At 31.3% G+C, this 14,740-nt stretch carries 15 protein-coding genes; 11 read left to right on the plus strand and 4 right to left on the minus strand.

The window, feature by feature from the left end; all coding sequences use genetic code 11:
* Positions 1-128 precede the first annotated feature (128 nt).
* Positions 129-563 carry a potassium channel family protein gene (locus HXZ69_RS07925; protein WP_286495582.1) on the plus strand — a complete coding sequence of 145 codons (435 nt, stop codon included), beginning with the start codon at positions 129-131 and terminating at the stop codon, positions 561-563.
* A gap of 37 nt (positions 564-600) precedes the next feature.
* Here HXZ69_RS07925 and HXZ69_RS07930 read toward each other — a convergent pair whose 3' ends face one another.
* Entirely contained in the window at positions 601-1,335 is a 735-nt protein-coding gene (locus HXZ69_RS07930) for a DUF2911 domain-containing protein (RefSeq protein WP_286495583.1), read from the minus strand.
* A 4-nt stretch (positions 1,336-1,339) separates the two neighbouring features.
* On the minus strand, positions 1,340-1,501 hold the full coding sequence (locus HXZ69_RS07935) for a DUF5522 domain-containing protein (RefSeq protein ID WP_180906370.1): 162 nt from the start codon (positions 1,499-1,501) through the stop codon (positions 1,340-1,342).
* A 161-nt stretch (positions 1,502-1,662) separates the two neighbouring features.
* On the opposite strand from HXZ69_RS07935, the gene HXZ69_RS07940 reads away from it, so the two are divergent.
* From HXZ69_RS07940 to HXZ69_RS07950, 3 genes are read left to right on the plus strand one after another with little or no spacing between them, the layout of a single operon-like run.
* A complete protein-coding gene (locus tag HXZ69_RS07940) occupies positions 1,663-1,989 on the plus strand; it encodes a hypothetical protein (RefSeq protein ID WP_286495584.1) in 327 nt (108 codons plus the stop codon).
* Positions 1,990-2,907 carry a 1-aminocyclopropane-1-carboxylate deaminase/D-cysteine desulfhydrase gene (locus HXZ69_RS07945; RefSeq protein WP_286495585.1) on the plus strand — a complete coding sequence of 306 codons (918 nt, stop codon included), beginning with the start codon at positions 1,990-1,992 and terminating at the stop codon, positions 2,905-2,907.
* The gene (locus HXZ69_RS07950; protein ID WP_286495586.1) at positions 2,904-3,992 is read left to right on the plus strand and encodes a glucosaminidase domain-containing protein; all 1,089 of its coding nucleotides are present in this window, start codon (positions 2,904-2,906) and stop codon (positions 3,990-3,992) included. The genes HXZ69_RS07945 and HXZ69_RS07950 overlap by 4 nt, the downstream gene beginning before the upstream one ends.
* Before the next feature lie 42 nt (positions 3,993-4,034).
* Here the strand turns inward: HXZ69_RS07950 and HXZ69_RS07955 are convergent, their stop codons facing one another.
* Positions 4,035-4,619 carry a TlpA family protein disulfide reductase gene (locus HXZ69_RS07955; RefSeq protein ID WP_181816294.1) on the minus strand — a complete coding sequence of 195 codons (585 nt, stop codon included), beginning with the start codon at positions 4,617-4,619 and terminating at the stop codon, positions 4,035-4,037.
* Between the two features lie 158 nt (positions 4,620-4,777).
* Here HXZ69_RS07955 and queA point away from each other — a divergent pair, with 158 nt between their 5' ends.
* Genes queA through HXZ69_RS07975 form a run of 4 tightly spaced genes read left to right on the plus strand, consistent with a single transcriptional unit; the run spans position 4,778 to position 8,838 of the window.
* Entirely contained in the window at positions 4,778-5,827 is a 1,050-nt protein-coding gene (gene queA, locus HXZ69_RS07960; protein ID WP_038336356.1) for a tRNA preQ1(34) S-adenosylmethionine ribosyltransferase-isomerase QueA, read from the plus strand.
* Between the two features lie 7 nt (positions 5,828-5,834).
* Complete coding sequence (rlmN, locus tag HXZ69_RS07965) at positions 5,835-6,884, plus strand: dual-specificity RNA methyltransferase RlmN (protein ID WP_038336309.1); 1,050 nt, start codon at positions 5,835-5,837, stop codon at positions 6,882-6,884.
* Between the two features lie 11 nt (positions 6,885-6,895).
* Positions 6,896-7,849: a hypothetical protein gene (locus HXZ69_RS07970; RefSeq protein ID WP_286495588.1), complete on the plus strand. Its 954-nt coding sequence runs from the start codon at positions 6,896-6,898 to the stop codon at positions 7,847-7,849.
* 56 nt (positions 7,850-7,905) lie between these two features.
* Positions 7,906-8,838, plus strand: a complete 933-nt coding sequence (locus HXZ69_RS07975; protein WP_502875739.1) for a polyprenyl synthetase family protein — start codon at positions 7,906-7,908, stop codon at positions 8,836-8,838.
* A 295-nt stretch (positions 8,839-9,133) separates the two neighbouring features.
* Here HXZ69_RS07975 and HXZ69_RS07980 read toward each other — a convergent pair whose 3' ends face one another.
* Positions 9,134-10,045: a GNAT family N-acetyltransferase gene (locus HXZ69_RS07980; protein WP_286495590.1), complete on the minus strand. Its 912-nt coding sequence runs from the start codon at positions 10,043-10,045 to the stop codon at positions 9,134-9,136.
* 95 nt (positions 10,046-10,140) lie between these two features.
* Here HXZ69_RS07980 and kbl point away from each other — a divergent pair, with 95 nt between their 5' ends.
* From kbl to HXZ69_RS07995, 3 genes are all read left to right on the plus strand, one after another.
* Positions 10,141-11,340, plus strand: a complete 1,200-nt coding sequence (kbl, locus tag HXZ69_RS07985) for a glycine C-acetyltransferase (RefSeq protein WP_114999975.1) — start codon at positions 10,141-10,143, stop codon at positions 11,338-11,340.
* A gap of 68 nt (positions 11,341-11,408) precedes the next feature.
* Positions 11,409-11,897 (plus strand): hypothetical protein, encoded by a 489-nt coding sequence (locus HXZ69_RS07990; RefSeq protein WP_221855776.1) that lies wholly within the window; start codon positions 11,409-11,411, stop codon positions 11,895-11,897.
* Between the two features lie 67 nt (positions 11,898-11,964).
* Positions 11,965-14,652 carry a PD-(D/E)XK nuclease family protein gene (locus HXZ69_RS07995; protein WP_286495591.1) on the plus strand — a complete coding sequence of 896 codons (2,688 nt, stop codon included), beginning with the start codon at positions 11,965-11,967 and terminating at the stop codon, positions 14,650-14,652.
* Positions 14,653-14,740: the final 88 nt, after the last annotated feature.

A 14,740-nucleotide genomic window follows, 5' to 3' on the forward strand; every position in this document is an offset into this window, starting at 1 on the left:
GATTTTATCAAATATTTAGGATATCTAGATTTTCCTTCTGTATTAAATTTACAAAATTTTTCGCTTCAAAAAGTATTTTATAAATTTTATTCTTTACATTTTTGTACTCATCTATAATTGATAAAAATATGTTTCTAATTATATGTTTTGGCGTATTGATTATTTGTGTGAATGTTATTTTACAATCAACTGTCACGGTTTATTCGCTAAAATATCTACATAAATTTAATCTCAAAAAACAACGTTTAACGTTTAGTCAAGTAATTTGGCAAATGGCATTATCTGTTTCTTTGCTTACTTTGTTACATGGTGCACAATGTACAATTTGGGCGGCTACTTTTTATTTCAATCCAAATATTGACAATTTATATAGTTTTCAAGAAGCAATCTATTTTTCATTAATCACATTTACAACCGTTGGTTATGGTGATGTTGTGATTGATAGTGAATGGAAAATCATGGCGGGATTAGAAGCTATAAACGGAATTATGATGGTAGGCTGGTCAACGGCGTTGATGTTTTCTTACTTACAAATTATCTTAAAAAAGAATATTTCTGAATAAAAAAAATCCCTTCAAAAATTTTTGAAGGGATTTTTAATTAATATTTATTTTTTTCCAAATTAACTTTCAATTCTTTGTAATAATCTGGCGCATTTGCATCTTTTTCTAAAGCTGTATTAACCCATTTCAACGCTTGATTTCGATCCAATTTATTCGAATAATAGAAGTTTGCCGAATTGTAAAAATCTCTTGCAGAAGAATTTTCGTTCAATTGATCTCCAATCATTTTTAAAACTTCATTAATTGTATTCGTTTCAATATCCAAAACAACCGTTGTGTTATCCCAAGCTAATACCAAATTCGCTGATTTTTGCGTCACATTTGTAAAACGAATCTCAAACGTTTCTGTCTTATTGTTCATCGATTTTGTTGACGGAGCTTTCACTTTCAATACGATATTCGATTCTTTCCACTCTTTCGGATTTCCCCAGTTTTTCGTGTCTTTGTAAAAAATTACCTCCCACTCCTCTTTATTCGGAATGCTATACAACGCATATTCGCCAGCAGCCAACTCTTGTCCATTCACTTTGATTGGTTTATCAAATTTGATGACCGTATTTTCATTCGCACCAGTTCGCCAAACTTCTCCATTCGGTACCAATTTTCCAAATACTTTTCTTCCGTTTACATTTGGTCGATTATATTCAACTTCAAATTCTGTTAAACCTACTTTTTGTTCAACTTCAGCATGAGAACTTACCGCGGGAAATTTCATTTGAGCAAAAGCACAACTTCCTATTAACAAAGCTAAAACTGTTGATGTTATTTTCATATAATTATTTCTTATTCTTTATTTTATCTGTTTTTTTATCGTATCCATACGGACAATGTTTACATCCACTTTTGCAACAATACCCTCTTCTTTTTAGATATTGTTCAGTAAATATTCTGAAACCTTCTGGAGATAAATAATAATCTCCTTCTTCAAACTTTTTCATTTCTAATGCTGTGAAATTACAACTTTTATCAATAAACTATCATTAATTTTGGTATGATAATTATTTGTGAAACTTCCTCTAAATTTACGATTTTTAATGCTTTATAAATCAATATCTTTTCAGATTGATTAATTTTGCAATAAAATAGAATTACCTAAATCATGTTTGTAGTTGTTTTGCGTCATTTGTTCCGAAAGAATTTTATTGGAATTACCATTTTTCCTTTCATTTTTTTGAGAGATAAAAAACTGAAAAATGATGAAGTTTTAATCAATCACGAAACCATTCATATCATTCAACAACTCGAACTTTTGGTCGTTTTTTTCTATCCTTTTTACTTGATTGAATATGCGATTCGATTAATTCAATATCGCGATCAACACAAAGCATATCGCAATATTAGTTTTGAGCGTGAAGCTTATGCAAACGAGCACAATTTGAATTATTTAAAAAAACGAAAATTTTATAATTTTCTAAAATATATCTAAATGATTTGGAACAATTTTAAAGCTCAAATTCAAAACATTGACATCAAACATTTAACTTCTCAAAATATTCAACTTTCTATATTAAGAGAAGATTTGATTCATCCAGAAATCTCTGGAAACAAATACCGAAAACTGAAATATAATTTTATTGAAGCTGAAAAACTTGGTTTCAAGAAATTGATAACATTTGGTGGCGCTTTTTCCAATCATATTGCAGCAACGGCGGCAGCTGGTCAACTTCATCATTTCGAAACTATCGGTATAATTCGTGGAGAAGAATTAAGTGATAAAATCGATGAAAATCCTACGTTACGTTTTGCTCAAAAATGTGGAATGCAATTGCATTTTATTTCCAGAGAAGATTATCGAAAAAAAGATGAAATAGAATTTATTAATCATTTAAACACTAAATACCCAAACACTTACGTTATTCCAGAAGGAGGTACAAATGATTTTGCGATAAAAGGTTGCGAAGAAATTTTGTACGATGATTGTTTCGAATATGATTTTATTGCTTCGGCAATTGGAACTTGCGGAACAATTGCCGGATTGATTGAAAGCTCGAAACCTCATCAAAAAGTTTTAGGTTTTCCGAGTTTAAAGGGAGATTTTATCCAAAATGAAATCGAAAAATTAACAAATAAAACGAATTTTACTATTTTTAATGATTATCATTTTGGCGGATATGGGAAAGTTTCGGATGAATTAATTACTTTTGTAAATGATTTCAAGCGAATTAACCATATTCAATTGGATCCTATTTACACTGGAAAAATGGTTTTTGGTATTTTTAAATTAATTAAAAATCATTATTTTAGTGATAATTCTAAAATTCTTTTGGTTCATACAGGTGGATTGCAAGGAATTGAAGGAATGAACAAACTTTTAAAGAAGAAGAACAAAAATATTATAGAATGAAAAAATTGTTATACGTTTTTAGCTTAGTGTTGACGATTTCGACGCAAGCACAAGAAAGTAGAGACATAACTTACATTCGAAAACATGCTATTTTAGCTGTTGAAGAAATGCAACTTTACAAAGTTCCAGCAAGTATTACGTTAGCACAAGGATTATTGGAAACTGGAGGCGGACAAAGTAAATTAGCCGATCAAGCCAATAATCATTTTGGAATAAAATGTAAAGGTCCTGAAGAATGGTCGTTGGATAAACCTCGTATTTATCACGATGATGATGCGAAAGGCGAATGTTTCAGAAAGTATCTTTCAGTTGAAGAAAGTTATAGAGATCATTCTAAATTTTTGGCTTTAAGACCTTATTACAAAGCTTTATTTTTCTTAGATCCGACAGATTATAACGCTTGGGCAAATGGTCTGAAAAAATCTGGTTATGCAACTGATCCAAAATATGCTTCAAAATTAATTTCGAGAATTGAGAAATATAATTTAGATCAATTTGATAAGATTTCTCCAGAAGAAGTTTATACAAAATTGTATACATTATACAACAATCAGGATGATATGATGATGGCAAATAATTCATCTAAATCTAAATCTAAAACGAAGAAAGAATCTAAAACAATCAAAGAAGAAATTGCATTAGCGTCTTATCAACCAAATAATAATAGTATAGAGAAAAATGAGCCTAATGTAAATAACAAAACAATTGCTTACGAAACTCGTCCTCAAAATCCTACAACTCGCATTAAAAATCACAAGAATAATATTCCTTATATTGTTGCTCAAGCGGGAGAAACAATTGCGACTATTTCTAAAACATACAACAAAGTTCCTTCGGATATTGCGAATTTCAATGAAATACAAATGGGTTCTAAATTGAAAGATGGACAAATTGTATTTTTCGGAAAAAAGAAAACAAAAGGTTCTGATTATTCATACAAAGTACAAGAAGGTGATGATATGTACACGATTTCGCAACGTTTTGGTGTAAAAGTAAACAACCTATATAAACTAAATCGTATGGAACCAGGTGAACAACCTAAAATTGGTCAACGTATTAATTTGAAAACAAAAGTTAGAGCATAATGAGCTCAATAATAAAAAAAAGCTTCCAAATGGAAGCTTTTTTTATTTCATCATTTTGAGAATATCAACCAATTGTTGATTGATTCCTCCTGTTTGATAATCCATCGGTGCAGGCGCGCGATCAATCATAATATTTCCTTCTTTGTCTAAAATAATAAAAGTCGGAATGTATTCTATCTTATAATCAAAGCCAAAGTTATCTTCTCTTCCTGCAAATAACTGTACACCAGACATCTGATTTTCTCTCACCATTTTTTCCCAAATTGGCTTATCTTCTAATTTATCCAAAGAAACACTTACAAAATGAATTGGTGCATTATGAAATTGTTTTTCCAATTCTTTCATAAAAGGAATTTGAACTTTGCAAGGTCCACACCATGTTGCCCAAATATCCATGTAGACATATTTTCCTTTGAAATCTGATAAGTCAAATCGTTTTCCATTGATATCAGCCAAAGAAAAATCTGGTGCTTTTATCAATTCTTTCGGAATTTCTGATTCTGGTGATTCTTTTTTTGCAACAGAATCAATCTTTTCTATTTCAGCAGATTCTTCAATTTTTTGTTCGGATTTATTACAACTAAAAAATGTAAAAAACATTGATAATAATAGTAGTTTCGTTTTCATTTTATTTTTCAAATAAGTATTAAAAAACTTGATAATATCTATAGGTCTTTCGTCAAAAATAAACATTTAAACGTTAGCAATTTCATAAAATACCTCAATTCACTTGACAAAGGGGTATCTGACATCGTATATTTGCAAAAAATTGTACAATTATGAAAATGAAAACCTCCGATTTCGACTTTACTTTACCTGAAGAACTTTTAGCAGATCGTCCTTCTGAAAACAGAGACGAAGCTCGCTTAATGGTTGTTCACCGTGACACCGGAGAAATTGAACATAGACAATTTAAAGATCTTATCGAGTATTTCGACGAAGGAGATGTAATGATTCGTAACAATACGAAAGTTTTCCCTGCTCGTTTGATGGGTAACAAAGAGAAAACTGGTGCTCAAATCGAAGTTTTCTTGCTAAGAGAATTAGATGCTGAGACTCGTTTATGGGATGTTTTGGTTGATCCAGCGCGTAAAATTCGTATCGGAAATAAATTATTCTTCGATAATGATGATACATTAGTTGCAGAGGTTGTTGACAATACAACTTCTCGTGGACGTACTTTACGTTTCTTATTTGATGGATCTTACGAAGAATTCCGTGCAAAATTGAAAGAATTAGGAGAAACTCCACTTCCAAAATATATTTTACGTGATGTTGAACCAGAAGATGCAGAGCGTTACCAAACAATTTATGCAAAACACGAAGGAGCTGTTGCTGCACCAACAGCTGGTTTACACTTTTCTAAACACTTATTAAAACGTTTAGAAATTAAAGGTGTTGATTTTGCTGAATTAACATTACACATTGGTTTAGGAACTTTTCAGGCTGTAGAGGTTGAAGATTTATCTAAACATAAAATGGAGTCTGAGCAAGTTATTATTCCTCAAGAATCTGCTGATCTTGTAAATCGTGCAATTGACGAGAAGAAAAAAGTTTGTGCGATTGGTACAACTTCTATGCGTTCTATCGAGTCTTCTGTTTCTGCAGATGGTCATTTAAATGCTTTTGATGGTTGGACAAACAAATTTATTCACCCTCCATACGATTTCTCTATTGCAAATTGTATGATTACAAACTTCCACACACCAAAATCTACATTAATCATGATGATTTCTGCGTTTGCTGGACACGATTTAACAATGAAAGCATACAACGAAGCTGTAAAAGAAGGATACAAATTCTACTCTTACGGAGATGCAATGTTAATCTTATAAGACAAGTTTGAGTACAACAAAAAAAGATATACGAAAGCTTTCACAAGCTGAGATTGAAGATTATTTCAAAGAGATTGGTGAAAAATCATTCCGCGCAAAACAAGTGTACGAATGGTTATGGAAAAAGAATGCGCATCAATTTGATGACATGACCAATATCTCAAAAGCGCTACGTGAGCAATTGGGAGAATCTTTCCAAATTCAACCTGTTGAAGTTGATCTTCTACAAAAATCAAACGACGGAACCATCAAGAATGCTGTTAAGCTTCATGATGGTAACGTTGTGGAATCTGTTTTAATTCCGACTGATTCTCGCACAACTGCATGCGTTTCTTCGCAAGTTGGTTGTAGTTTGGATTGTACTTTTTGTGCAACAGCGCAATTAAAACGTATGCGTAACCTAACAGCTGCCGAAATCGTCGATCAAGTTGTGATTATCGATGAAGAAAGTAAACGTTATTTCAATCGTCCTTTAAGCAATATCGTATTTATGGGAATGGGAGAACCTTTGTTAAATTATAACGAAGTAATTTCTGCCATCAAAAAAATCACATTGCCAGAAGGACTAGGAATGGCTCCAAGACGAATTACAGTTTCTACTTCGGGAATTCCTAAAATGATTGAAAAACTGGCTGACGAAGATTTACGTGTTAACCTTGCGGTATCTTTACATTCCGCTCGAGAAGAAGTTCGTAATGTGATTATGCCTTTTTCTGTTAAATTTCCGTTGACGGATTTAATGGATAGTCTTCAATATTGGTACCAACAAACAGGTTTACGAATTACGTTCGAATATATTGTTTGGGGCGGTGTTAATGATAAAAAAGAAGATATCGATGCATTGGTAAAATTCTGTCGAAAAATTCCTTCTAAAGTGAATATTATCGAATATAATTCGATTGATGACGGAATCTACAAACAAGCATCAGAAGAAGCAGTTAACAATTATATCAAAGCTTTAGAATCCAACAATATTGTGGTAAATGTACGTCGTAGTCGCGGAAAAGATATTGATGCAGCTTGCGGACAATTAGCCAATAAAACTGGAAATGATTAAAACATAATCAAATGAAATATTTAGCCATATTTTTATTTTTGATTCTGACTAAATTCTCTTTCGCGCAAATAGTAGAAAACATCGATACAATTTCTATTGATGATTATAAAATGGAAAGTATCAACTTACCGCCTACTTTGAACGAAATTTCGACTTTAGAATATGAAAAAGAAGATAAAAATGTGGCTTCTTTTTGGGGTTTAAACGATTCTGATTCCAAACCAGAATTGTATCGTTTTGATGCAAAAACAGGTAAAATTATCAATACTATTTTCATCACAAATGCTCCAAATATCGATTGGGAAGAAATGTCTTCGGATGATAATCGAATTTATTTTGCTGATTTTGGAAATAATTTGGGCAAACGAAAAGATTTAGCCATTTATTTTATCCAGAAATCAAACATCGATTATTCAAAATCTTATCAGCAATTAAAAGCTGAAAAAATAGAATTTTATTATCCAGATCAAGAAACTTTTCAGTTCAAAAATATGACGACAAATTGGGACGCAGAAGCATTTTTTGTCTACCAAAATCAATTGCATATTTTTACAAAAGAATGGTCAAATATGTCAACGTCTCATTATGTTGTTCCTATTGACTCTTCTAAAAAACACGCAGCCAAAAAGTTAGAAACTTTTCCTACAAATTACGCTGTAACTGCTGCTTATATCGATGCTGATGTAAATAGTTCTACCAAAGGAGTTTATCTGTTAGGCTACACAAAAGAAGCGTTAACGTTTATCAGTTGGTTTGATTTGCCAAAAGATAACAATCAGTTATTCTTCACTTCTCAAGTTAAAAAAATAAGTTTACCTTTGGGCTTCACGACACAGTTGGGACAATTGGAAGGTATTTCAGTTTTGCCAACCGAAAACAAAATTTGTTTTAGCGGAGAGGAATTTAATTATAAAGGATTCTATGCAAAACAGGTTGTACATTGCATCAATAATTTTACGAATTAAAAAACTAAATTTTGGGTAACACGGTAGATTTGATTAAAGCTCCGATCGCGGAGGAAATGAAATTGTTTGAACAGAAATTCTTCGAATCGATGAAGAGTAATGTTTCGCTTCTTGACCGTATTTCCAATTATATCGTGTGTAGAAAAGGAAAACAAATGCGTCCGATGTTTGTATTTTTAACTGCAAAATTAAATGGCGAAGTACAAGAACGTACCTATCGTGCAGCTTCTTTTATCGAGCTTATTCACACCGCAACTTTGGTACACGATGATGTAGTGGATGATAGTACATTGCGTCGTGGTTTCTTTTCACTTAATGCGATTTGGAAGAACAAAGTAGCTATTTTGGTGGGAGATTATTTTTTATCAAAGACCTTAATTATTTCGACTAAAAACAAAGATTTCGATTTACTTGAAGTTGTTTCGGTTGCGATACAGGAAATTTCGGAAGGTGAATTATTGCAAATCGAAAAAGCGCGAAAACTTGATATTACAGAAGATGTATACTTCGAGATTATTCGAATGAAAACGGCAACGCTTATCGCAGCTTGTTGTGAAGCTGGTGCGCGTTCTGTTGGTTGTTCGGAAGAAGTAGCGAAGAAAATGCATCGCTTTGGTGAATTGGTTGGAATTGCCTTTCAGATCAAAGATGATTTGTTTGATTATACCACTTCTAATGCAATTGGAAAGCCTGTCGGAATTGACATCAAAGAACAAAAAATGACGTTACCGTTGATTTATTCAATTAACACAGCGAATGAAAAAGACAAAAAATGGTTAATTAATTCGGTAAAACGTTACAACAATGACAAAAAACGTGTACGCGAAATTATTCAGTATGTGAAAGATCACGGCGGAATTGAGTACACGCAAAAAATGATGAAACAATATAGCCAAGAGGCTTTAGATATACTATACGAATTTCCCGAAAGTGAATTTCGAAATTCATTGGAAACAATGGTGAAATACGTAATCGAAAGAGAAAAATAACAAAAGGACTTCTTATTGAAGTCCTTTTTGTTTTATATTAAGAATTAACATTTCTAAACTCTAGATGCGATATTGAAACAAGTTCAATATAACTTCGATAAATTAAGATCTATTTTCAATAATAAATTAAGGGAGAATTTCAAGTTGAATTCAATTCAGCTTCTCATCACTTTAAAAACTAAATCAACCTCACGACATTACGAATTAAGTCAGCTTGGTTCTAGACACTTTGTTTACAACATAAAAAAGCCATTACAAACCGTAATGACTTTATATTTTGATTAAAACCTTATTTTTAAATGGATTTCTGATAAATATAATCATCCATAATATATCCATTTCCAATGTCAAATGTTTTTGATTCCATATTCTTGAAACCATTTTTCTCATAAAAACGAATTGCTTTCGCATTGTGTTTATTCACCGTTAAATGAACAGCTTTTGCTCCTTTTTCTCGCGCATAATCTACAACTCTATTCAACATCAATTGTCCAATTCCTTTGGTTTGATTAGACTCTTTCAAGTAAATTTTGGATAAGAAAACAGTATTATTTTCATCTAATTTGTAATGCAAATAACCAGACGGAACATTATCAATTTTCAGGATTTCCCAAACATCTCCATTTACAATTCCTTCGTTTACTTTATCAGTATTATACATCATATCAATCATATAATTGATTTGATCTTGTGATAACAAATCCTTGTAACATTCGTTCCAAATCTCATTTGCCAAAGGTTGAACTAAATGAATGTTTTTCTCATTAATAGTGTGAAAATGAGGATAAACGTCCAATTTTACTGGATTTATTTTTTGATTAACTTCTAAATTTTGTAGAATTTCATCTTTACGTTTATCAATTTCGACTTCTAACATTTGCAATGTCCATTTACGCTTTAATGAATTGTAATAAAACATTCCGATACCAATGTATAAAAAGACTTGTACAGCAATTGACACATAATTTTCGGCCAAAAATTTATTCATTTTAAGGCTATTTTCCATCAAATTATCCATAGATGAACTATTAAAATTAACACCGATATCAATAATTCCTGAAGCAAACAATAAAACAAATACAAAAGAAAAAGCAATCTCACCCGCTATGTATAATCCTACTGCTGATAAAACCGTTTTTAATTTATCCTTTTTGAAAAATTTTGCTAAGAAATAGAACTGAAAACTAAATATGATGATTAGAAACACTGTTTATTATTTTTTATGTCTCACAAAAATACGAAAAATATGCCCGCAAACATTTATATTTGTATGAAACATATCAAAACAAAAAGTGATTTATTATGTATAGCGATAAATTTCAAAACTACTTACAAACGCAATTGAATGATTTAGAAGAACAAGGATTATTCAAAAAAGAACGCATCATTGCTTCTCCTCAAAGTGCAGAAATTACATTAGAAAATGGTAAAACATTACTTAATTTTTGTGCGAACAACTATTTAGGATTATCTGATAATAAAGACGTTATCTCAGCTTCTCAAAAAATGTTAGATGACCGCGGATACGGAATGTCTTCGGTTCGTTTTATTTGTGGTACGCAAGATGTACACAAACAATTAGAGAAAAAAATCGCTAATTTCTTAGGAATGGAAGATACGATTTTATATGCTGCTGCTTTTGACGCAAATGGTGGTGTTTTTGAGCCTTTGTTTACAGAAGAAGATGCTATTATTTCTGATGAATTAAACCACGCTTCTATTATTGATGGTGTTCGTTTATGTAAAGCTGCTCGTTATCGTTATAAAAACAATAATATGGCTGATTTAGAGGCTCAATTAATTGTAGCTTCAGAAAAAAATCATCGTTTCAAAATTATTGTAACAGACGGAGTTTTCTCTATGGATGGTATCGTTGCAGACTTAAAAGGTGTTTGTGATTTAGCTGATAAATACGATGCTTTGGTAATGGTTGATGATTCTCACGCAACTGGTTTTATTGGAAAAACTGGACGTGGAACACATGAGCACAACGAAGTAATGGGACGTGTAGACATCATTACATCTACTTTAGGAAAAGCTTTAGGTGGTGCAATGGGTGGATTTACTTCTGGTAAAAAAGAAGTAATCGAAATGTTACGTCAAAAATCTCGTCCATATTTATTCTCTAACTCTTTAGCTCCTGGAATCGTTGGCGCTGCTTTGCAAGTGTTAGAAATGTTAGAAAATGACACAACTTTACGTGATAAAGTAATGTGGAATGCTGAATATTTCCGCAAAGAAATGGTTGCTGCTGGTTTTGATATTCCAGAAGGTGATGCTGCAATTGTACCTGTTATGTTGTATGATGCAAAATTATCTCAAGTAATGGCAGACAAATTATTAGATGAAGGTGTTTATGTAATCGGATTCTTTTTCCCTGTTGTTCCTCGCGACAAAGCACGTATTCGTGTACAATTATCAGCTGCACATACAAAAGAGCAATTAGATCATACAATTGCTGCTTTTACAAAAGTTGGTAAAGAATTAGGAGTGATTAAATAAGAATTTGTTTTTTCAATATTATATTAGCGACTAAATATTTTTAGTCGCTTTTTTTATATATTTAACTTATGCTTTTCAAAAATAAAACATATCAAATAACGACAAATCTTTCTGATCAAGAAGTTTTTAAAATACTGAATGATAATACAGAAGAAAAAAGAATTCGTTTTTCTAAAAGTAAATATGAATTTGAAGGGATAGTTTATAAAGATCATTTCAATTTGATGAAAACGATTAGCGGACGAAATAGTTTTAATCCTCAAATTATTGGTCATTTCAATACCAACGACAATAAAACCACTATTGTTTACAATTTAGAATTAAACTCTTTTGTTTCAATATTTTTCATTGTTTGGATAAGTATTGTGACTTTATTTTTTATAATCTCACTTTTTCAAATTATTACTAATGGAATTCATAATTTTTTACCTTTAATTTCTATTCCGATGTTATTTTTTGGATTCATATTATATTTTGTTGCTACAAAAATGTCTGAGGATAAAATCACTGAAACTTTTGAAAAATTATTTCAAGAAAAAGTTCAAGAAGTAAAATAATTCAACGCCACGAATTGTCTCTCAAAATCCTTACTTTTACAACAACTCAACGAAAGAAAATTTCAAAATGGCTCAATTCATAGAAAATGTTGTAAAAGATTTAGTCCAAAATCAGAAAAACTTTATCAACACCACTTTAGTTTTACCAGGAAAACGTCCAATGTTATTCTTCAAACAAGAATTTCAGCGTCAAGCGCAGAATATCATTCTTCCACAAATGAAAAGTATCGAAGAATTGATGAGCGAACTTTCTGGTTTAGAAATTATTTCTGGAATTAATCTATGGTTTAAAGCGTATCAAGCCTATAAAAAAATCGTTGAAAAGCCTGATTCTTTCGAAGATTTTATCAAATGGGGACCAACTGTTTTGAAAGATTTTGATGATATCGATGCTTCTTTGCAACCTGCTCATAAAGTTTTAGACTATTTGGTTTCGGTAGAACGAATTAGTCAATGGGGAGATGGAAAAATTGAGATTGGGAAAAATGAAATCATTCAAAATCACCTAACGTTTTGGGGAATTGTTTCGAAATTATATTTTCAATTGCAACAAGATTTATTGGATTCGAAAGAAGGATATGCTGGAATGGTTTTCAGAATTGCGAGTGAAAAAGTTGAAGAGATTATTGAAAACAGAACTTCACATTATGTTTTTGCTGGATTTAATGCCTTAACAAAAGCAGAACAAGGACTTATTTTTCGATTAGAAAAGGAGAATTTAGCCACTTTATATTTTGATGCGGATAAATATTATTACGAAAATCCTAATCAAGAAGCGGGTTCTTTTCTTCGAAAATATAAAGAAAAAATAAAACCTATCAATTGGGTGGTTGATGAATTTTCGAGACCAAAAAATTTACAGACAATTGGTGTTGCAAAACAAGTTGGACAAGCAAAATATATTGCAGATTTAATTAGAAATCTCAACGAAGATGAGATAAAAAATACCGCGTTGATTTTGGCTGATGAATCTATTTTACCAGCAATTCTCAATTCGTTGCCCGAAAATATCACACATCTCAACATTTCGATGGGAATTCCGTTACGTTCTGTTCCGTTAGCGCAATTTTTCAAATCAATTTTTGAGTTGCAAATGAATCGGGAGAAATTAGGAAAAGGAACCATGTTTTATTTCAAAAATGTCTTACAAATTCTTGAAAATAAAACATTATCTCTTTTTAGCACAGAAGAAAGTCGAAAATTAATTGGAGATATTCGATTACAAAATAGAATATTTAATTCTCAAAATTCGATTCAAAATGCCTTAAGAGAATCAATCTTTAAATCTATTTTTCATATTCCGAAAAGCATCACTGAATTTATTCATCATCTAAAAAATTGGACAGACGAATTACTGCATCATCCTTCGATGAACGATTTGTTGACAAAAGAATATTTGTTCTTTTTCAAAAAAGTTTTCAATCAATTGCACGAAAATTTGTTGAGTGTTGATGATATCAAAGATTACAGAACCTTGTTTTTATTGTACAATAAAATCGTTTCTTCCGAGACAATTTCCTTTATTGGAGAGCCTTTGAAAGGTTTACAATTGATGGGATTATTGGAAACTCGTTTATTGAATTTCGATAATATTATCATGACTTCTGTGAATGACGAAATTTTGCCTTTGGGACGACAAAACAATACATTTATTCCGTATGACATTCGCAAACAAATGAAATTGAATACATTTACCGAAAATGATTCGATTTATGCATATCACTTTTATCGTTTGATTCAGCGTGCAAAAAATGCTTATTTTGTGTATGATACAGAAGCTGACGGAATGGGTTCTGGAGAAAAATCTCGCTTTTTGGCTCAAATCAAATTTGAAAGCAATCACAAAGTGAAAGAAACTTTTGCTGCACCAAGTTTTGTCACAAAACCTTTGAAAGAAATCATTGTTCCAAAAACTGACGAAACAATGGCAAAGCTTCAAAATTGGGCTGAATATGGAATTTCACCTTCTTCACTTTCAACCTATTTACGCAATCCGTTAGATTTTTATGAGCAACGTGTTTTTAATGTAAATGAAGTGGAAGAAGCCGAAGAAATTGTAAGCGCAAGAACGTTAGGGAACATTGTACACGGCGCTTTGGAGGATTTGTACACGCCTTATATTGGACATATTTTGCATGAAAATGATTTCAAAAATATCGAAAAAATAAAAGACAAAACCTTACAAGAGCATTTTAGCAAAGAATATAAAGATGGACATTTGGACAAAGGACCAAATTATTTGATTTATAAAATTGCAGAGCGAATTGTGGATGGCGTTTTGTCTAAAGATACGACTACAGCAAAGGAAAATGAATTTGTAATTCGAGCTTTGGAAAGCAAGCACGAAGTTGATTTTGCACTAACAAATGGCAAAATTGTAAAGCTAAAAGGTGTAATTGACCGAATTGATTCTGTCAATAATCAAATCCGAATTATTGATTACAAAACTGGTTATGCAAAAGATATTTCGGTGAAAACCGAAGAAATAGAAACCGTTTACCAAAAAGAAGATAAAGCGAAACAATTGCAATTAATTTTCTACGCTCATTTATTTTATGCGGATAAAGAAAATCTAAATAAAAACATTGAATTGTGTATTTATCCAATCAAATTTCCAAATAAAGAATTGATTAAACTTTCGGTTGATAAAAATACAACCATCGATTATTCGATTGTCGAAAATTCTACCGCACCAATGTTAACATTAATCGAAGAGATTTTAAATCAAGAAATTCCGTTCAAACAGCCAGAATAGTACTCAATACACTATAAAGAAAACCCTTTGTAAACACTACATACAAAGGGTTTTATATTTAATTTGGTGTACAAATCAATTTATATTC

Origin of the sequence: Empedobacter sp. R132-2 (assembly GCF_030324375.1) — a bacterium.
Taxonomy (GTDB): Bacteria; Bacteroidota; Bacteroidia; order Flavobacteriales; family Weeksellaceae; genus Empedobacter; species Empedobacter falsenii_B.